The organism is Pyxidicoccus fallax, assembly GCF_012933655.1.
Classification (GTDB): Bacteria; Myxococcota; Myxococcia; order Myxococcales; family Myxococcaceae; genus Myxococcus; species Myxococcus fallax.
The window spans coordinates 1-18,106 of sequence record NZ_JABBJJ010000133.1 but is presented as its reverse complement, the minus strand read 5'-3'; the positions used below and the strand labels follow the sequence as shown (position 1 = coordinate 18,106).

At 69.7% G+C, this 18,106-nt stretch carries 19 protein-coding genes; 11 read left to right on the top strand and 8 right to left on the bottom strand.

The annotated features are described in order from the left end of the window. Position 1 precedes the first annotated feature (1 nt). Positions 2-400, bottom strand: coding sequence for a hypothetical protein (locus HG543_RS26375; RefSeq protein WP_169347639.1), 399 nt, complete (start codon positions 398-400; stop codon positions 2-4). Between the two features lie 427 nt (positions 401-827). On the opposite strand from HG543_RS26375, the gene HG543_RS26370 reads away from it, so the two are divergent. From HG543_RS26370 to HG543_RS26355, 4 genes are read left to right on the top strand one after another with little or no spacing between them, the layout of a single operon-like run. Beyond that, positions 828-1,328 (top strand): hypothetical protein, encoded by a 501-nt coding sequence (locus tag HG543_RS26370; protein WP_169347626.1) that lies wholly within the window; start codon positions 828-830, stop codon positions 1,326-1,328. Beyond that, positions 1,325-2,134, top strand: coding sequence for an MlaE family ABC transporter permease (locus HG543_RS26365; protein ID WP_169347625.1), 810 nt, complete (start codon positions 1,325-1,327; stop codon positions 2,132-2,134). Before HG543_RS26370 ends, HG543_RS26365 begins: the two co-directional genes overlap by 4 nt. A gap of 6 nt (positions 2,135-2,140) precedes the next feature. Further along, positions 2,141-2,962 (top strand): ABC transporter ATP-binding protein, encoded by an 822-nt coding sequence (locus tag HG543_RS26360; protein ID WP_169347624.1) that lies wholly within the window; start codon positions 2,141-2,143, stop codon positions 2,960-2,962. Further along, positions 2,959-4,200 (top strand): MlaD family protein, encoded by a 1,242-nt coding sequence (locus HG543_RS26355; protein WP_169347623.1) that lies wholly within the window; start codon positions 2,959-2,961, stop codon positions 4,198-4,200. The genes HG543_RS26360 and HG543_RS26355 overlap by 4 nt, the downstream gene beginning before the upstream one ends. Here the strand turns inward: HG543_RS26355 and HG543_RS26350 are convergent. Genes HG543_RS26350 through HG543_RS26330 form a run of 5 tightly spaced genes read right to left on the bottom strand, consistent with a single transcriptional unit; the run spans position 4,197 to position 7,343 of the window. Further along, the gene (locus HG543_RS26350; RefSeq protein ID WP_169347622.1) at positions 4,197-4,961 is read right to left on the bottom strand and encodes an Imm49 family immunity protein; all 765 of its coding nucleotides are present in this window, start codon (positions 4,959-4,961) and stop codon (positions 4,197-4,199) included. The two genes, HG543_RS26355 and HG543_RS26350, sit on opposite strands and share 4 nt — an antisense overlap. Next, on the bottom strand, positions 4,958-6,031 hold the full coding sequence (locus HG543_RS26345) for a hypothetical protein (protein WP_169347621.1): 1,074 nt from the start codon (positions 6,029-6,031) through the stop codon (positions 4,958-4,960). Before HG543_RS26345 ends, HG543_RS26350 begins: the two co-directional genes overlap by 4 nt. 40 nt (positions 6,032-6,071) lie before the next feature. Beyond that, positions 6,072-6,665 carry an imm11 family protein gene (locus tag HG543_RS26340; RefSeq protein WP_169347620.1) on the bottom strand — a complete coding sequence of 198 codons (594 nt, stop codon included), beginning with the start codon at positions 6,663-6,665 and terminating at the stop codon, positions 6,072-6,074. A gap of 26 nt (positions 6,666-6,691) precedes the next feature. Next, on the bottom strand, positions 6,692-6,964 hold the full coding sequence (locus HG543_RS26335) for a hypothetical protein (protein ID WP_169347619.1): 273 nt from the start codon (positions 6,962-6,964) through the stop codon (positions 6,692-6,694). Beyond that, positions 6,921-7,343 carry a hypothetical protein gene (locus HG543_RS26330; RefSeq protein WP_169347618.1) on the bottom strand — a complete coding sequence of 141 codons (423 nt, stop codon included), beginning with the start codon at positions 7,341-7,343 and terminating at the stop codon, positions 6,921-6,923. Before HG543_RS26330 ends, HG543_RS26335 begins: the two co-directional genes overlap by 44 nt. Before the next feature lie 243 nt (positions 7,344-7,586). Here HG543_RS26330 and HG543_RS26325 point away from each other — a divergent pair, with 243 nt between their 5' ends. Continuing rightward, on the top strand, positions 7,587-9,836 hold the full coding sequence (locus tag HG543_RS26325; protein WP_169347617.1) for a peptidase domain-containing ABC transporter: 2,250 nt from the start codon (positions 7,587-7,589) through the stop codon (positions 9,834-9,836). Positions 9,837-9,839: 3 nt separating this feature from the next. Beyond that, complete coding sequence (locus HG543_RS26320; RefSeq protein ID WP_169347616.1) at positions 9,840-10,028, top strand: hypothetical protein; 189 nt, start codon at positions 9,840-9,842, stop codon at positions 10,026-10,028. A gap of 147 nt (positions 10,029-10,175) precedes the next feature. Here HG543_RS26320 and HG543_RS26315 read toward each other — a convergent pair whose 3' ends face one another. Together HG543_RS26315 and HG543_RS26310 are read right to left on the bottom strand one after the other, a co-directional pair. Further along, a complete protein-coding gene (locus tag HG543_RS26315; RefSeq protein WP_169347615.1) occupies positions 10,176-11,120 on the bottom strand; it encodes an ATP-grasp domain-containing protein in 945 nt (314 codons plus the stop codon). Positions 11,121-11,294: 174 nt separating this feature from the next. After that, the gene (locus HG543_RS26310) at positions 11,295-12,188 is read right to left on the bottom strand and encodes a zinc metalloprotease (protein WP_169347614.1); all 894 of its coding nucleotides are present in this window, start codon (positions 12,186-12,188) and stop codon (positions 11,295-11,297) included. 188 nt (positions 12,189-12,376) lie between these two features. Here HG543_RS26310 and HG543_RS26305 point away from each other — a divergent pair, with 188 nt between their 5' ends. The 5 genes from HG543_RS26305 to HG543_RS26285 all read left to right on the top strand — a co-directional run. Then, complete coding sequence (locus tag HG543_RS26305; RefSeq protein ID WP_343073440.1) at positions 12,377-13,501, top strand: bifunctional UDP-sugar hydrolase/5'-nucleotidase; 1,125 nt, start codon at positions 12,377-12,379, stop codon at positions 13,499-13,501. Between the two features lie 85 nt (positions 13,502-13,586). After that, positions 13,587-14,882 carry a M20/M25/M40 family metallo-hydrolase gene (locus tag HG543_RS26300; protein WP_169347613.1) on the top strand — a complete coding sequence of 432 codons (1,296 nt, stop codon included), beginning with the start codon at positions 13,587-13,589 and terminating at the stop codon, positions 14,880-14,882. Positions 14,883-15,067: 185 nt separating this feature from the next. After that, complete coding sequence (locus tag HG543_RS26295; RefSeq protein ID WP_169347612.1) at positions 15,068-16,228, top strand: aminotransferase class V-fold PLP-dependent enzyme; 1,161 nt, start codon at positions 15,068-15,070, stop codon at positions 16,226-16,228. 247 nt (positions 16,229-16,475) lie between these two features. Next, positions 16,476-17,087: a TIGR02265 family protein gene (locus HG543_RS26290; RefSeq protein WP_169347611.1), complete on the top strand. Its 612-nt coding sequence runs from the start codon at positions 16,476-16,478 to the stop codon at positions 17,085-17,087. Between the two features lie 117 nt (positions 17,088-17,204). Then, positions 17,205-18,106, top strand: a 902-nt coding sequence (locus HG543_RS26285) for a hypothetical protein (RefSeq protein ID WP_169347610.1), incomplete at its 3' end; no start/stop codon positions are given.

Genomic DNA, 18,106 nt, shown 5'->3' with positions numbered 1-18,106 from the left:
CTCAGGGATTCACGCGGCGCCGGTGCCAGGGCCAGTGCATGTGGAAGCGCCCGGAGTGTGCCCGCGCATGCGCCTGGGCTTCCTCGGGCGTGACGTGCCCGAAGAAGGCGTAGCGGTACTCCGCCCACAGCACGCCGTAGGCGACGGCGAAGAGGAACGTCCCCATGGCCAGCCACCAGGGGGTGTTCGTGGCCATGGCCACGCCGGACAACACCAGCAGCACCACGGCATGGCCCAGGGACACCTCGCGCAGCCGCTTCGACTCGCTGAAGGCCATGCCCATGGACACCAGGGAGATGGCCAACAGCGCCCACGCCAGCCAGTACGAGGTGCGCGCGTAGAGATTGGCGATTCCCATCAGGAAGAGACCAAAGCCGAATATCGCGAGTCCACCGTCCATCATGTCCTCCCCACCCGAGGCCGCTCCGTGCTGACAGGGTGGGAGCGGGAGACGGGAGGGCCCCTCGCATGCCTCCGCGTCCTCATGCCGGGTGTTGGGGAGAAGATGGGAAGCGGCGCGGAGGCGGGGGACTCCCCCGGCCCGCGAGCGCCTCGCAGCCGACCGGAGACGTGGCGGACGGACGCGCCCGGGGCCGCGCGAGGGAATGCATCCCGGAGCCCCCGTCACATCAGGCCCCCGGCCCGTCAGAACGTCATGAAGGTGCGGCACCCCACGCAAAGGTGCGACCCGGGACGTGGGCAGACCCGAAAGCCCTGGTGGGGTGTGACAGTGGACGTTTCTTCACATGGAAAACCTTGCAGGGACGCCCTCGCTGACGCATGACTGGCGCGCACAGGGCCGGGAGAGACACACGAAGAACGGTGCCATGTCACGGTGGATGTTGCTGCTCCTGCTGGTCGCGCCCATCGCGGGCTGCCGCCGCGTGAGCTTCGAGGACTCCGTGCTCACCAAGCCGGCGGTGCGCTACCGCGTGGGCAAGCTGCCCGCGCACTGGCGCCGCGTGTGGCTGGAGGGCAATGACCTCGCCTTCTCGGAAGAGGGCACGGGCCGTGCGCTCTCCATCAACGCCACCTGCGAGGGGCATGACGACCCGCCGCTGGCCGTGCTCACGCGCCACCTGCTGGCGGGCTTCACGGAGCGGCAGGAGATGTCCCAGCAGCTCGTCCCCATGGCCGGGCGCGAGGCGATGCGCAGCCGCTATCTCGCGAAGCTGGACGGCGTGCCGGTGCAGCTCGAGCTGGTGGTGCTGAAGAAGGACAACTGCGTGTTCGACTTCTCGTACGTGGCGCCGCCGGGGCTCGCGGAGGAGCGGATGGCGGACTTCGACGGGATGCTGGCCGGCTTCGAAGCGGAGCGCCGCTCATGACGCCGCAAGTGGAAGCGGGCGCCACGGCGCTGCCGGAGGCGCGGCTGGGGCTGGTGGAGCGCGCGAAGGTGCGCCTGGAGTCGCTGGGCGCGCTGGCGCGGATGACGGGCCAGGTCTTCAGCCGCGCGGTACGGCCGCCGTACAACTGGAGCGCGCTCGTCTACCACACCGAGTCGCTCGGGGTGCGCTCGCTGCCGATTGCGCTGCTCACGGCGACGTTCGCCGGGCTCGTCATCTCCCTGCAATTCGGTTACTTCCTGGCGCGCTTCGGCGTGCAGTACACGGTGGGGCGCGTGGTCATCCTCACGCTGTTCCGCGAGCTGGCGCCGGTGCTCACCGCGCTCACGGTGGGCGCGCGCATCGGCAGCGGCATGGCGGCGGAGCTGGGCGCCATGACGGTGACGGAGCAGGTGGACGCCATCCGCGCGCTGGGCGCGGACCCGCTGCGCAAGCTGGTGGTGCCGCGCGTGCTGGCGTGCCTGCTGGTGATGCCGGTGCTCACCGTGTTCGCGGACGTCATCGGGCTGGTGGCCGGGGCGCTGGTGGTGCGCATGCAGTACGCGCTGCCGTTGGAGCAGTTCTTCCAGGGCGCGCTGGACGCGGTGCTGCTGGAGGACTTCGTGTCCGGTGTGTTCAAGGGCGCGGTGTTCGGCGTCATCATCGGGCTGGTGGGCTGCTTCAAGGGGCTCACGGTGGAGGGCGGCACGGAGGGCGTGGGCCGCGCCACCACGCAGACGGTGGCGGTGACGTCCGTCTCCGTGTGTCTGGCGGACTTCTTCATCACCAAGCTGACGCTGTACGTCTGAGGCCCCATGCGTCTCGCCCGCAGCCAGGAGCCTGCCGCCTTCGACTTCCGCAAGCCCACGCCGGGTGAGCAGCTCATCCACTTCGAGCACCTGACGAAGTCGTTCGGCCCCAAGCGCGTCTACGACGACCTGGAGCTGGACGTGCGCGCGGGCGAGACGCTGGTGGTGATGGGCGGCTCGGGCACGGGCAAGAGCGTGCTGCTCAAGTGCCTCATCGGCCTGATGCGGCCGGACACCGGGCGCGTGCTGTTCCAGGGGCATGACTTGACGCGCTTCACGGAGGAACAGTTCATCGGCGTGCGCCGGCACGTGGCGATGGTGTTCCAGGGCGCGGCGCTGTTCGACTCGCTGACGGTGGGGGAGAACGTGGCGTACCCGCTGCGCGAGCACTTCCCGGACATGCCGGAGGACGAGGTGCGCCAGCGGGTGGCGGAGAAGCTGACGCTGGTGAACCTGCCGGGCACGGAGAAGCTGATGCCGTCGGATTTGTCGGGCGGCATGAAGAAGCGGGTGGGGCTGGCGCGAGCCATCGCCACGGACGCGGAGGTCATCCTGTGGGACGAGCCGACCACGGGATTGGACCCCGTCACGACGCAGTCCATCAATGAATTGATCAACTCGATGAAGACGAAGCTCGGAGTCACCTCCATCGTCGTGACGCATGACATGGTGAGCGCCTTCGCGGTGGGAGACCGGCTGGCGATGCTGGCCAACCGGCGCATCGTGCAGGTGGGCACGCGGGAGGAGGTTCGGCGCTCCACGGTGCCGGAGGTGCGCGCGTTCCTGGACGCGCGCCGGGCCGAGCTCGTCCCGGGAGGAGCGTCATGAGTCTGTTCCCCTCCGCCACGGGCGAGCGCCGGCTGGCGCTGCGCGCGGGGCTCTTCGTGGCCATCGGCCTGGCGGTGGCGGGCGTGGTGGTCTTCTTCATCGGCCAGGAGTCGCGCCTCTTCGAGCGGCAGGCGGAGTACCGGGCGTACTTCAGCAACGTGCAGGGGCTGAACGAGGAGTCGCCGGTGTGGCTCGGCGGCCTGAAGGTGGGGAAGGTGACGGGCATCTTCTTCTCGCCGGACCCGAACGACCCTCGGCTGGAGGTGCGGTTCCAGGTGTCGCGGAAGTACACGGACCGCGTGCGCGCGGACTCGGTGGCGCAGCTGGCGAGCATGGGCGTGCTGGGGGACAAGGCGGTGGACATCTCGCTGGGCAGCCCGACGCAGCCGCCGGTGGAGCCAGGCGGGGTGCTGAAGTCGTCGGCGGGCGGGGACATCTCGGCGCTGCTGAATGGGGCGGGGCAGGTGATGGAGAACTCGATTGCCATCAGCAAGTCGCTGCGGATGGCGGTGGAGGCGTACGCGGACCCCGCGATGGCGAAGGACATCGCGCGTGGGGTGGCGTCGCTGCGGGCGCTATTGGAGGAGGTGGAGAAGGGCGACGGTGTGCTGCACGCGCTCGTCTACGACAAGGCGGCGGGCCGCGAGGTGCGCACGCTGATGGCGAACGCGTCGCAGGCGGCGGCGCGGGTGGACGGCGCGGTGGGGCACCTGGAGGCGCTCTTGCGCGAGGTGCGCACGGGTGATGGCACGGCGCACGCGCTCATCTACGGCGACGAGGGCGCCACGGCGCTGCGCGAGCTGGGCTCGGCGGCGGGGCAGCTGGCGGGGCTCATCGAGGACGCGAAGAAGAGCCCGAACGGGGCGGTGCACCAGCTGGTGTACGGCGACGCGAACGGGATGTTCGCGGACCTGGGGGCGGCGGCGGAGAACCTGAAGACGATTACGGCCACGGTGGCCAAGGGCGACGGCACCGTGGGCGGACTCATCAGCGACCCGACGGTGTACGAGGACTTGCGCGAGGTGCTCGGCAACGTGAAGCGGAACCGGATCCTCCGGGCGCTGGTGCGCTTCTCGCTGAACAACCGCGAGGACCTGGAGAAGATTGGCGAGCCCCAGAAGGAGGAGAAGCCGGTGGCGGGCGGCACGGTGTCGCCCGAGTCGAAGCCGGCGGCGGCGGTGGCTCCGAACGCTCCTCCGTCCACGGTGGCGGCGCCGGTGAAGGCTCCGGCGCCTTAGAAGGTCCTCCACGAGTCCGGCTCGTCAGGAGGCCGTACCCTGCCCCTGGCGAGCGAGGGAATGAAGAGATGGTCGCGCCGGGACTCGAGTCCGGCTCGCTCCGCCAATCTCAGGAGGGCCAGCCCCTCGACGGAGACCTGGGCTTCCGTGGCCCATTGCTCCAGCGCGATACGTTCCTTCTTCTTCAGCCGTCTGTAGTGGGCTTCGCGCTCGGAGAGGAACTCTTCGAGCGCCTCGTTGAAAGCCTTCGCATCCTTCTCCAGGAGCGCCCGGCAGACTCCCAGGCGCGCGTCCAGCGTGCCCTGAAGGGCTGCTTCGTAGCGGGTCAGGAGCCCGCGGGCCTCCTCGGCGGGCTGTTCGAGCAGCGCATGGCGCGCCAGGAACTGCACGAACAGGAAGTCCTCCTCGTACTCGACATCGGTCTTGCCGGCCTGGCTCAGGTGAAAGGCGAGCTCCCTCGCGCCCTCCCAATCGAGCGCCGCGATGGCATCGAAGAACGGCTGGCTCTTTCCGCACACGGGTGCCCCGGCGCCGGGGGTCCGCAGGTAATGCAGGAAGGCGCGTCCGCTCTTGTACAGATGGGACAGGAAGGACTCGGTGTCACACAGCAGCAGCAGTGCGCCAATGCCCATCACCCGGTGGTTCCCGCAGAAGGACAGGAGCTGTGGGAACGGGGCCGCGCCGCGCTCGACGGCTTCCAGCAGCTTCGCGTTCTGATAGCGGGCGTTGCTGACGAGCACGGGAAGGAACTTGGAGGTCATCGTGCACGCTCCGAAGCGGAAAGCAGGGACGCTCCTGCGTGGCCGTATTCCGAGCTGGAGACCACGAGCGTGCGCCGGGTCGCCGCGTAACCGCGTGCGAAGGAGCGCGCGGCGACGCACATGGCGACGACCCCGCTCGCGGCTCCCACGTCTCCGAGGGAGGACCCGGGAATGACGAGGCGGCAGCGCGCGCCCAGGGTTTCGCTCAGACGCACCCGCGAGCATCCCCAGTCCTGCGCTCTCCAGTCCTCTCCATTCAGGTCGATGACGATGTCACCCTCGAATGAACCGCTGGCGGCGACGTTCGCCAGGGCGCCGCGAATCATGTCCGACAGTCGAGCCCCGGTATGGACTTCTTCCGTGAAGAAGCGGTCCGGCTCCTGGGACGTGACGCTGGACTCGATGACCGCGTGAATGGGCGAGCCCTGACGTCGTGCGGCCGAGAGCGGCTCGACCATGAGGCACGCTCCGGCCTCGCCGGGCATCAGGCCACAGGGGACATCGGGTGTCTTGAGCCTTCCGGCGGAGGCCAGCCACTCCAGGCTCAGTTGGTCGAGGTAGGAATCGGCGGCGAGCACCACGCACCTGGCGAGCCCCTGCGTGTCGAGAAGCCGCGTCGCCAGGGCCAGCGCATCGTGCACGCCTGCGTGGCCGGTGCTGACGAAGTGGGCACGTGGAGTCCATGGCAGGTCGAGCAGGTGGAGGAGGCGGTCATGAAGCGTGGACTTCAGCGCCTCGGGGCCAGGCTGCTGGGCCTCGATGAATCGCTCGGGCGCGAGCACGGGCGTGATGCAGATGAGCCCGGTGCTTCGCCAGAAGCTGGGGTCTTCGCGCTGCTGGGTCTTCAGTCCCTCCAGCAGGTCCAACATGCAGCCCTGGGCGAGCCGGAGCCACCGGCCTGGCGGGCCGAACCCTTCCGTGAAGCCATGGACGGGATGACCCATGAGAGGCGTGGTCTGGAGCTCACCGTCTTCCAGGACCTGGAAGTACGTGAGGGGGCGTGGCCGGCTGACTCCCGCGCGGATGGCGGCGCAGGACGAGGCCGCGTTCCAGCCAAGGCTGGAGACCATGCCGAGTCCTGTGAGGGCCATGGCCATGATGGCGTTGACCTCAGAGTTGCTGGGACAGGGGCATGGGCTTCAGGAGGACATTGGTGAAGCCCTTTTCACGGATGGCTTCGGCCAGGGGGGCTCCGATGACGTAGGTCATGGGGTCCTCCTGGATGCGGAAGAGGTTGGGAAGGCTCGCGGCCTTGGCGGGCGCCACGACGTAGTTGCGGACCTTGATGATGCTGCCCTCCGGACCTCGGATGAGTCCGGCCGCCTCGATATCCAGGCAGTCGCGGGTGCCAATCGGATTGATGATGAAGTAGTCCCGGCTGTAGAGCCGACCCTTGTGGTCATAGAGGTCGAACGGCAGGTACTCGACCTCGATGTCCTGGCAGAACGTCGCGATGGTCTCCTTCAGGGCGGAGGAGACAGTGAGGTAGCTCAGCGTGCTTCCCAGGAGGGAACTGAGCTTGATACCGGGGTTCTCCGGGCGGAACTGTATCCGGGGGTCCTTGGGGTAGTAGGGCGCGGCCCTGTCTCCCATGGCCAGGCAGTACTGGCGCAAGCCGATGCCCTTGGGCGGGTCATCGAGAATGCAGAGGTCCGGGTCCATGAGACTGCCAATCGGGCTCAGGATGAAGAAGCGAGGGTCCATCTTGGAACCTTTGTAGGCGGGTTCGGTCACACGCTGGAGGTTCGGTTGTTGCCTGGCAGGTGATGCCGTCCAATGCCCTCGATGGAGGAAATCCCCTTGCCACGGGCTTTGGAGATCTCCTCGTGGATGGGGAGCATGATGAGGTCCCCCACGCGGTCATCCATGGGCAGGATGATCATGTTCTGCATGTGATTGACGTTGTAGGGCACTTCAAGCAATCCCTCGATGACGAACAGCGCCAACTCCAGGCTGCCATCATCCTTGGGGCCGTACGTCTCCCAGATGAGCTGGCGCAGCATTCCAGTTGGCGTTGGTCTCGCTGACCTCCCAGTCGCCCTCCTTGGGATGAGGCACCTCGAGGAAGTAGAGCGACTTGTTATCGGTGGAGGGGCGCGCTCCCGGAATCTTGCTGGTTTTCTGGGCGCTGCCGCCGCGGAAGAGGAGCTCCCAGGTGTTCGAGTCCCGGGGCGTTCCTTTCTTCGGGGTGTACAGGCTCTGGTTCGAGAGCGCTTGCTTCAGTGCCTGCCAACGATAGGAACAGGAGTTGTTCGGGACGTAGCCGACCTTCGACTTCTCCAAAGGCGGGTGCTTGTAGAGGCACTTGCCTCCTTCCGTCCCTTTCGAATCCAGATGGGGAATGGTCGTCTGCTTGAACTGCAGATGCTTCTGCTCGGCCATGACGCGCCCCCCGGCTGCGTGCACGTCGAGCCTAGGGGTAGGGCTGGCGGCCGAGCAAAAGAGGCTGGGGTGGGAATCGTTCGAAAAGCATCGCACGGGCCATTTTCCACCGCGTTGCCACCTTGGCGGCCTCGCTCCGTATCCGGAATGCGCCGCCCATTTCACCCTGACCAGGCGGGCGGACCCGGGTCAGGCGGACCCTGTCGTCAGTGAATCCCCGCCACGCCTGGCTGGTTGTAGGCCTTGTCACTCCACCGTGGTACCGACCTGCCCGTGTCTCGCTCCCGGCTCGCCGCTGTCCTCCAGCCGTACCCGCTTCGTCGCCAGCTCGAGGAGGCCGACTGTGGTCCCGCCTGCCTGGAGATGCTCTCCGCCTTCCACGGCGGCCGGCATGAGCTGTCCGCGCTCAAGGAGCTGGCGCATGTGCAGACCACCGGCACCTCGATGGTGGACCTGTTCACCACCGCCGAGCGAGTGGGCTTCAAGGCCCGCGGCTTCCACGTGGAGGACTTCTCCGACCTCGACGACGAGGAGGGCCGCGCCATGCTGCCCGCCATCATCCACTGGGAGGAGAACCACTTCGTCGTCCTCTACAAGCTGACCCCCAAGGAAGCCATCATCGGCGACCCCGCCCTCGGCCTGCGCCGCATCCCCCGTGCTCGTCTCGGCGACCACTGGAACGGCGTCCTCCTGTCTCTGGAGCCCACCGAGGCCCTCTACCGTCCCGTCGAAAAGCCCGGTGCTCCTTCCGAGGCTCCGCGCGGCGGCAGCCTCAAGCGCTTCGGCCGGGGCCTCCTGCGCTACCGCCTCCTGCTGTTCCAGGTGCTCCTCACCACCGTGCTCCTCCAGGGCCTCGCGCTCGCACAGCCCTTCCTCATCCAGGGGCTCGTGGACAAGGCCGTGGGCGGCCGGGACGTGACGCTGCTGACCGCCGTGGGCGTGGGCCTCGGCGTGCTGCTCGTGGCCCAGGTGCTCGTCACCGTGGCGCGAGGCGCGGGCCTGTTCCTCCTGTCCAGCGGCTACGCGGTGCTCCTGCTCGCGCAGTTCTGGAAGCGCCTGTTGTCCCTGCCGGTGTCGTTCTTCGCCCGGCGCCACCGGGGCGACCTGCTCCAGCGCATCGAGGACCACCAGCGCATCCGCCGCATCCTCCAGGGCGCGTCCGTGTCCGTGCTGCTCGACCTGGTCATGCTCGTGGGCTACGGCGTCGTCCTCTTCCTCTACGACGCCACCGTCTTCGGCATCTTCCTCGCCGGCGCCGCCGTGTACACCGTGTGGACGCTGCTGCTCATGCCCCGGCGCACCGTGCTCGACCAGCAGCGCTTCCGCGCCGCCGCGGACGCCAGCCGCCTGGAGATGCAGATGCTCGGCGGCATCCAGACGCTCAAGGCCTGTGGCGCCGAGCGCCAGGCCCGCGCCCGCTGGGAGAAGCTCCAGGCCCGCGAGGTGGAGGCCGGCCGCGACATCTGGCTGCACGACACGCTCCACAACTCCGGCGCGATGTTCGTCAACCAGGCCGTCTACGTGGGCATCCTCGTCTACGAGGCGCACCTGGTCCTCTCCGGTCAGCTCACGCTGGGGCAGATGGTGGCCACGCTCTCCATCCTCGGCCTCGTGCTGGCGCCCATGCAGAACCTGGTGATGTTCATCCACCAGGTCCAGGACGTGTTCATCTCCCTGCGCCGCGTGGACATCGTCTACGACGCCGAGCCCGAGCTGCGCGACGACGCCGTGCCCACCACCGGCGCCCTCACGCGCGCCCCGGAAATCCAGCTGGAGGGCGTCACCTTCCGCTACGGCTCGCCCAATGAGCCCGCCGTGCTGGAGGACGTGAGCTTCACGCTCCCCGCCGGGAAGATGACCGCCATCGTCGGCCGCTCGGGCGCGGGCAAGACGACGCTCACCCAGGTGCTCTACGGCCTGTACCGGCCGCAACAGGGGCGCGTCCGCTACGACGGGCTTCCCATCGAGTCCTTCGACCCCATGGCCCTGCGCCGCTCGGTGGCCTTCGTGTTCCAGAAGACGGACATCTTCGACGGCACGCTGGCGGAGAACATCGCCCTCGGCGACGACGCGCCGGACATGGACCGAGTCCTGTACGCCGCACGCACCGCGTGCCTCGACGAGCTGCTCGCCATGCCCAACGGGCTGAAGACGAAGATTGGCGAGGCCGGCGTGCGGCTGTCCGGTGGCGAGGAGCAGCGGCTGCAGCTCGCCCGCGCCATCTACCGCGACCCGCGCGTGCTCTTCCTCGACGAGGCCACGAGCCACCTCGACGCCGAGCTGGAGCGCGCGATTACCGAGGCCCTCCAGCGCGAGGCCGCAGGCCGCACCCTCGTCGTGGTGGCCCACCGCCTGTCGACCGTGCGCCGCGCGGACAAGATTGTCGTCCTCGACAAGGGCCGCGTGGTGGAGGAGGGCACCCACGAGGAGCTGGTCGCGATTCCCGGTGGGCGCTACCGCTCGCTCGTGGAGAACCAGATGGAGCAGCGCTGAGCCATGACGTCGACTCCCAAGCCTCGCCACGACGAAGACCTGGACGCCGACCCCGCCCTCACCGACGAGCTGCGCACGGTGATGCACCCGCGTGCGCACCGCGTCCTCGCCTTCACCGTCGCGCTGGTGGTCGTGCTCGCCGTGCTGGCGTGGGTGGCCTCGCGCACCGTGCTCGCCGCGCTGTGGCGGTGAGCACGGAGGAGGCCCGCTACGTGTGCCGGGGGAGCACCCGAGCGCGGTAGGTGAGCCTGCTGCGCGCCGCACGTATCAAGCGAGCACGTGGACCTGGCGGGAGCCCGCGCCTCGCGCCGTGGTGAGCCGGGGCTCGGCGGGAGCCCGCTACGCTCGCCGCGCGTGCCGCGCCAGCGCGCGCGTGAAGTGCCCGGCCACGTCCGTGCCTCCACCCGCGTCGAAGCCCAGGAACATGGCCGAGCCGTTCAGCTCCAGGAACTTGAGCTCGCCGTCCTGACCGCGCTTCAAGTCGAGCCCCGTCCACCGCAGGCCGAGCACCTCGCACGCCTTCACGCAGTTTCGCGCCACCGGGGCCGGCAGCTCGATGGGCTCCAGCCGCTCCTCGTTCTGCCGGAAGTCCAGCGCCTGGGTGACGATGCGCAGGCTCGCGATGACTTCTCCCTCCAGCACGTAGACGCGGATGTCCTCGCCGGGCAGCAGCTCCTGGAACGTGACGGGCGCGGCGGCCAGCGCTCCGAGCCGCTCGTCGGTGAGGTCCTCGGCCTTCAGCTCACGCGTGGCGGCCCCGCCGTTGACGGGCTTGTACGCCACGCGCCCGCCCGCGGCGAAGTGGCGCACGGCCTCCGGGTCATTCGTCCACAGCGTCCGAGGCACCGGCAGGCCCGCGGCCTTCAGTGCCGCCAGCTGCGCCGGCTTGTGCATGACCCAGTCGCTGGACACCGGGTTGTAGAGCGGCACGCCCAGGCGCTCCCACCGTGACACGAGCCCGTTGAGCAGCGTGGCCTTCTCGCGGAACGCCGTGAGCGTGGTGCGCCAGTCCGCGTCCATGGCCTCCTGCGCGTCCACCAGGTACGCCAGGGGGCTGGCGTGCAGGCCGCGCAGGTACACGGCGGCGGGCCGGCCCACGGGCCGTCCATCCACCACGATGCCGTCCAGGTCGTCCGTGAGCGACACCCGCGTCTCGTCCGGGAAGGCCAGCGTGTCCACCACCACCGCGTCCACGCCCTCGGCGGTCAGCCGCCGCGACACTTCCTGGATGTGGAGGTCCTCGCGAGAGCCCACGAGCACCACCGCGCCTGTCTCGGTCTTCATGCCGCCTGTGTACTCCCGGAGCGCGCGCTCGCGGACGCGAATCGACGGGAGGGAGGGGCACGGGGGGCCGGTCCGCTGCTCGGCTCCAGACCCCGAAAATGAAACGGCGGGCCCCCACATGCGTGAGAGGCCCGCCGCTCAGGTCCGGGACACGCGGCGTGTCCCGCGCCGGGATTACTTACCCAGGCGGTACGAATTCCACATGTTGTTCATGCGGGTGCGCTGCTCCGCGCTGAACGTGTTCATGCAGGAGTCGTAGCTGTAGTCCATGAAGTTGGTGATGGGGTCCAGGCCGGCCGAGGTGCAGGTGTCGCGGCCGGTGGGGCAGCCGGAGGCGGGAGAGGCCTCGTACGGGGTGTCGTTCACGCTGTCACCCGGGCTGGTGCAGCCGCCCTGGAACGTGTGGTACAGGCCGAGCCAGTGGCCGACCTCGTGGGTGCCCGTGTCGCCCAGGTTGTAGTTGGTGGACGAGCCGCCCGGCAGCGAGGAGTTCAGCACCACCACGCCGTCCATCTTCGGGCTGCTGGTGTAGCTCCAGGGGAAGGTCGCCCAGCCCAGGAGGCCGCCGCTGGGACGGGAGATGTAGAAGTTGAGGGTGGAGGCGGTGCCCCGGCGCAGGCCGTTCTTCATCGCCGACTCAGCGGAGGAGCCCGGCTGCGCGGTGTACCAGCTGGTGTTGTTGGTGGTCGTCGTGCCCGCCAGCGTGAAGCTGATGCCCGCGGACGCGTACGCGTTGTTCAGCACGGAGAGCTGGTTGTTGATCTGCGTGGTGGTCACGCCGCCCGCGCCGTTGCTGTCGCGGATGATGTGGAACCACACCGGGATGGTGGCCGCCATCTGGGTGACGCGGCCCTCCAGCGCCTGCTCCGCGCGCAGCCGCTCGAAGCGCGACTCGATCTGCGCGACGACCTCGGGGTCGAAGTCGGGGTTGCCGCAGTTGCGGGTGTCCGCCGCGGCCTCCTGGGTGTCCGCGTCGGCCTGCATCTCCGACTCGTCCACGGGACCACAGCTCACCATCGCAACGAGGGCACCAAACGTCACAGCGGTCTTCGCGAAAGCTCTGCGCATGTGTCCAACCTCCACGGGTGAAGGACGGCGCGCTTTGTATACGAGTCCGAGAATAATGACAATTCAAGCAAGTATAAGTAATTGTCTTATTCCGGGAAGTCGCGTTTGACCCTTCGCGGGTGTGCGGGAACCCGGGATGCCGAAGTCGCGCGAGGAGTCTAGGCTCGCGCTCCTCCCGAGGAGAAGACGTGAAGGCCCGACTCGCGTTGATGCTGTGCGCCGTGCTGTTGATGTCCGTGGAAGCCCATGCCGCGCCGCGGCGGCTGGTGCTGCTCATGACAGGAGACAACCAGGGAGAGATTGCTCCGTGCGGCTGCAAGGCGGAGCCGCAGGGCGGGCTGGCGCGGCGGAAGACGGCGGTGGACGCGGAGCGCGCGCGGGGCATACCGGTGGTGCTGCTGGACGCGGGTAACGCGCTGTTCCGCAAGCCGGTGCGTCAGGACGAGCCGCTCGTGACGCGGCGCGCGGAGCTGGTGCTGGAGCAGATGGAGGCGCTGGGCACGGCCGCCATGGCGGTGGGGCAGCGCGACCTGTCGCAGGGGCTGGGCTGGCTCCAGAAGGCCACGCGCGGGCCGAAGAAGAAGCTGAAGCTGCTGTCCGCCAACCTCGTGGACAAGGCCGGCAAGGCGCCCTTCGCGGCGTCCACGGTGGTGGAGGCCGGAGGCCTGAAGGTCGGCATCGTGGGCATCTCTCCCGAGGGTCCGGTGGCCGGTGAGCCCACGCTGAAGGGTCTGCCCGCGAAGGAGGCCGCGCTGGCCGAGGCGCGCAAGTTGCGCGCGCGCAAGGTGGACGTGGTGGTGGTGCTGGCGGCGCTGCCCTTCCAGGAGGCCATGAAGCTGGGGCTCCTGGCCGGGGACGCGGTGGACTTCGTGGTGCAGTCGCATGAGAACAAGGGCATCGGCATCGGCGAGCGGGTGGGCAGCCACGCCGCCGTGTTCCCCGCGGGCGAGCTGGGACGGCAGCTCACGCGGCTGGAGCTGAGCCTGGACGGACCGGGGCCCTTCGTGGACCTGGGCTCGGCGACGCGGGCCCGCCAGCAGCTGCGCACGGTGGAGGAGAACGTCCTCAAGGCGCAGGAGCGGCTGAACGCCACGCGCGACGAGCCGACGCGCGCCGACCTCATGCGCACCATCGCCGAGCTGGAGGGCCGCATGCGCCAACTGGAGGGTGAGCTGGAGGTGAAGGCGCCGACGGGCGCGCGCGCGCACCAGCTCTCGTACCTCACGCTGGGCGAGGCGGTGGCGGACGACCCGGCGGTGAAGCAGCGCGTGGAGCAGCTCGAGCCGCCCGGTACGGCCATCCCCGTGCCCTGACGCCTGGGGCCATCCGTCCGGCAGCGTGCGCAGGGGTCACCGTTTCCGGTGACTTCGTCATGGGCCTGGGCTCCAATCCGTGCCCATGCACGCGCTCACGCTTCGTGAAGACCGCTTCCTGGATGTGCTCCGGCGTCTCATCGCCCTGACGCCGAGGCTGCAGAACAACCCCAGCGCCGGGCTGGTGCCCGAGGAGCGGCTCGCCGCGCAGGTGGTGCTGGACACGCTGGCACCGCACTTGAAGAGCGGCTTCATCCAGGCCGAGTCCCTGGCCGCCCCCGGCAACGAGGCGCGGCCCAGTCTCGTGCTCACCGTGAAGGGCACGGACTCCGGCGCTGTGGGCTTCGTGGGCGCGCACTTCGACGTCGTCCCCGCGGACGAGAAGGGCGAGGGCTGGGAGCACAACCCCTTCGCGCTGTGGGAGGGTCCCGGAGGCGTGCTCTACGGACGCGGCGTCACCGACTGCCTCGGCCACGTGGCGGTGCTCACGGATTTGCTGGCGCAGCTGGCGGAGAAGGGCACGCGCCCGCGCCGCACGCTGAAGGTGGTGCTCATCTCCAACGAGGAGTCCACGGACATCCCCGGCCTGGGCCTGGGCTACGTGGCCGAGCAGGGCCGGCTCAAGGACCTGATGGGCCAGCCGGTGTACTGGCTGGACAGCGCCAACTTCGGCCCCACGCTGGGCACGGGTGGCAACGCCATCTGGGAGCTGAAGGTGACGGGCGTGGGCGGGCACTCGGGCATGCCGCAGAACTGCGTCAACGCGCTGGAGCTGGCCATGGCCACGTCGCTGGAGCTGGCCCGCTGGTTCCACGCGCGCTACCCGCCCACCGAGGACGAGAAGCGGTGGGGCTTCCTCTCGTCGTCCAGCCTCAAGGCCACCGTGGTGGAGGGGCCCAACGCGAAGGAGACGAAGATTCCCGCCGACGTCACCCTGCGCGGCGACATCCGCCTGACGCCCTTCTACGACATGAAGGAGGTGCAGCGCGCGGTGCAGGACTTCGTGCGAGAGCTGGACGCGCGCCTGGAGCGCGACGAGGCCATCGCCGGCTTCCCGCGCACGCGCACCGCGGCGGGCAAGCGCGGCTCGCTGGCGTTCCGCTTCCAGGGCGGGGGCACGGAGGGCATCGCCTGCCGGCTGGACTCGCCGGGGCTCCAGGCGCTGAAGGAGGCCATGCAGGCGGTGCGCGGCGTGGCGCCCACGCCCTTCTCGCTCACCGGCTCGCTGCCGCTCGTGAGGGACTTGCAGCGCCAGGGCTGCGACGTGCAAATCACCGGCTTCGGCGAGATGGCGTACTACCACGCGCCCAACGAGCAGGCCCGGCTGGAGGACTTCCGGCAGGGCTTCTCCATCCTCCGCGAGCTGCTCGTTCGCCTGTAGACCCCCGGGTCGCTCACGGGTCGCCACTCCCGGTGTGGGGCGCCGCGCGTCCGTCGCGCCGCTCACACCGCCGCACAAGGCCGTGGACAGCGGGCGCGTGGGTCGCCACATTCCGTGCGCGCCATCCATCAGGGCCGCGGGCACCTCCGCCCGCGCCGGACCCGGGCGCGAGGAGTGGTGACGCCGTGAGAGACCTGCTGATGATTCCGGGGCCGGTGGAGTTCGAGCCGGAGGTGCTGCAGGCGCTGGCCGCGCCGACGCTCGGCCACACGGACCCGGCCTTCATCACCGTCTTCGGCCGGGCGCTGAAGCGGTTGCGCGAGGTGTGCCTCGCCCCCTCCAGCCAGCCCTTCGTGGTGTCCGGCTCCGGCACGCTGGCCATGGAGCTGGCGGGCGCCAACCTGGTGGAGCCGGGCGACCGCGCGCTGGTGGTGAACACCGGCTACTTCAGCGACCGGATGGCGAAAATCCTGGAGCGGCACGGCGCGCAGGTGACGCAGGTGGGCGCCAAGCCGGGCGAGGCCCCGTCCGCGGACGAGGTGGAGACGCACCTGGCGCGCGGCGGCTTCAAGCTGATGGCGGTGACGCACGTGGACACGTCCACCGGCGTGCTGGCCCCCGTGGAGGCGCTGGTGAAGGCCGGCCGCAAGCACGGCGTGCTGGTGGTGGTGGACGGCGTGTGCGCCACCGCGGGCGAGTCCTTCCACCAGGACGCGTGGGGCGCGGACGTGTACCTCACCGCCAGCCAGAAGGCCGTGGGCGTGCCGCCGGGACTGGCGCTGCTCACCGTGTCGCCCCGCGCCATGGACGCGTGGCGCAAGCGCCGCACGCCCGTGGCCAGCGTCTACGCGGACTGGGCCGAGTGGCTCCCCATCATGGAGGCGTACGAGGCGGGCAAGCCGGCCTACTTCGCCACCCCGCCCGTCAACCTCGTCTGCGCCCTGGACGTCAGCCTGGGGCAGATTCTCGCGGAAGGGATGGAGGCGCGCTTCGCCCGGCACCAGCGCATGGCCCGCGCCTTCCGCGCCGCGTGGCGCGCCATGGGCCTGCGCATGCTGCCCGTCTCCGACGCCGTCACCGCCAACACCCTCAGCGCCGTCTACTACCCGGAGGGCGTGGACGCCGCGCTGGTGGGCCGCGTGAAGGGCCAGGGCATCGTCGTCGCCGGGGGCCTCCACCCGGAATTGAAGACGCGCTACTTCCGCGTGGGCCACATGAACCGCGTGGGCCCCACCGACGTGCTCGCCGCCGTGGGCGCCGTCGAGCGCGCCCTGATCGCCGCCGGCCACCGCTCCGAGCCCGGCGCCGCCGTGGCCGCCGCCCAGACGGCCCTCGTCACCGGCTGAGCCTTCCTTCACGCCGCGTCCTTGGTGCCCAAACGATTCCGCCCACCTGGAAGGTCGCTTGCTCCCACAGAGGGAGCAAGCCCTACGGGGTTCCACGAACGTGGAATTTTGATTCGACAGTAGCGTAAAAATATGCGATGGTTGGCATCCCGGAAGTGGGGGGAATCAGGCCATCCCAGAAGGACCTGCCAGGTGCGCTGGCGGTGTCTTCGTGGGCGGTCCGAAGGGTCCCCTCGGGGAGACGACCATGCACGTGAGCATCGAAACGAGCGCGGGTGGGGCGGCCTGGGAGCTGGAGCTGCGGCGGCTGGCGTCCACCGAGGATGATGCCGCGCGCGGCATGTTCTTCGCGGGGGCGCTGGAGGTGGTGGGGGTCCTGGGCGGCGAGGGCGCCATGGCCCGCTGCAAGGGCGTGGCGGGCCTGTGGGACGTCAACCCGCTGCACATGTACCCCATCAGCCGCTTCCTCAGGCTGGTGTCCACGGCGGCGCGGCTCCTGGCGCCCCAGCTCGACGACGGCTTCGAGGGCGTGCTGCGGCGCATGGGCACCCAGTCCACGCTGGACTTCCTGTCCTCCATGTTCGGCAAGGACCTGATGCAGACGGCGGGCGGCAGCCCGCGCAAGTTGCTCCAGTCACTGGGTGACTCGTACCGCACGGCGGTGAGCTACGGGGAGCGCTACCCGCTGTGGACGGGGGAGAAGAGCGTCCGCTTCATCATGCGCCGCGACTTCATGCCGGCCGCGTACCACGAGGGCGTGCTCATGGGAGTCCTGGAGGCGGTGGGCGCCCAGGGCGTGAAGGTGTATGGGCGACAGGTGGCGCTGCTGGACAGTGAGTACGAGGTGTCCTGGAAGTAGCGCGCACGCGCCGTCCTGGAAGTGGAGTAGCCTCGCCGGAGCATGGCGGTTTCCGGATGCCCGGCACGGGGCGAACGCAGCAGAAGGTGGGCTCGGGGCTCCTGTCGGGTGCTGGCCGTGGCCGTGCTGCTGCTGGCCGGCGTGGCCTCGGCGCAGACCTCGGTGGACCGCGCCTACGTGAGCTTCGGCATGGCGCCGGGGACGTCGCTGGGCAACCGCGTGGGTTGGCTCACCGGGCGCAACCAGACGGATGTCTTCCTCAGCCTGCCGCCCCTGTTCCTCGACGGGACGCGCCTCATCCTCGCCCCCACGGTGGCGTACGGGCGCCGCGCGCTGTCGGTGGAGGACAGTCCGCTGCGGGCCGAGGACGCGGTGGGCTACCACCTGCACAACATCCAGCTCGGCCTGTCCCTCATCCGCCCGCTGCCGCCCCGGTGGCTGCTCGTCATGGGCCTGTCCGCGGCCGCGCGCAGCGACTTTCGCGCTGGCTTCGATGCCGGCGCGGACATGGCGTGGACGGGCATCTTCATGGCGAGCTACTCGCTGGATGAAGCGCGCGGCGTGAGGCTGACCTTCGGGCTCGTCGCCGTCTTTCCGTACGACCTGCTGCCCGTCATCCCCATCGTGGGGCTCGTCTACCGCAAGGGAGATTACATCGCGGAGGTGGGCTTCCCCCGCACACACCTGCTGCGCAAGCTGGGGGACGGGCTGGAGGTCGGCGTCACGGGCAGCTTCGAGCGGCAGACCTTCCACAGCTCGCTGGTGCAGGCGCGCGAGGCGCTCGGCGCGCACTACGTGCAGGAGACGACGCTGCGCGTGGCCCATGCGCTGAACGTCCGGCTCGCGGGCCCCATCTGGCTGAACACCTCCGCGGGGCTCATCCTCGCCAACGACTTCGCGCTGCTGGACTCGCGCCGCAAGCGCATCGACACGATGAGCCTGCGCGCCAGCGCGACGCCCTTCGTCCGGGTGGACCTGAGCTGGCGTCCCCCGCCGCGGGCTCCCGGCGCCCCCGCCCG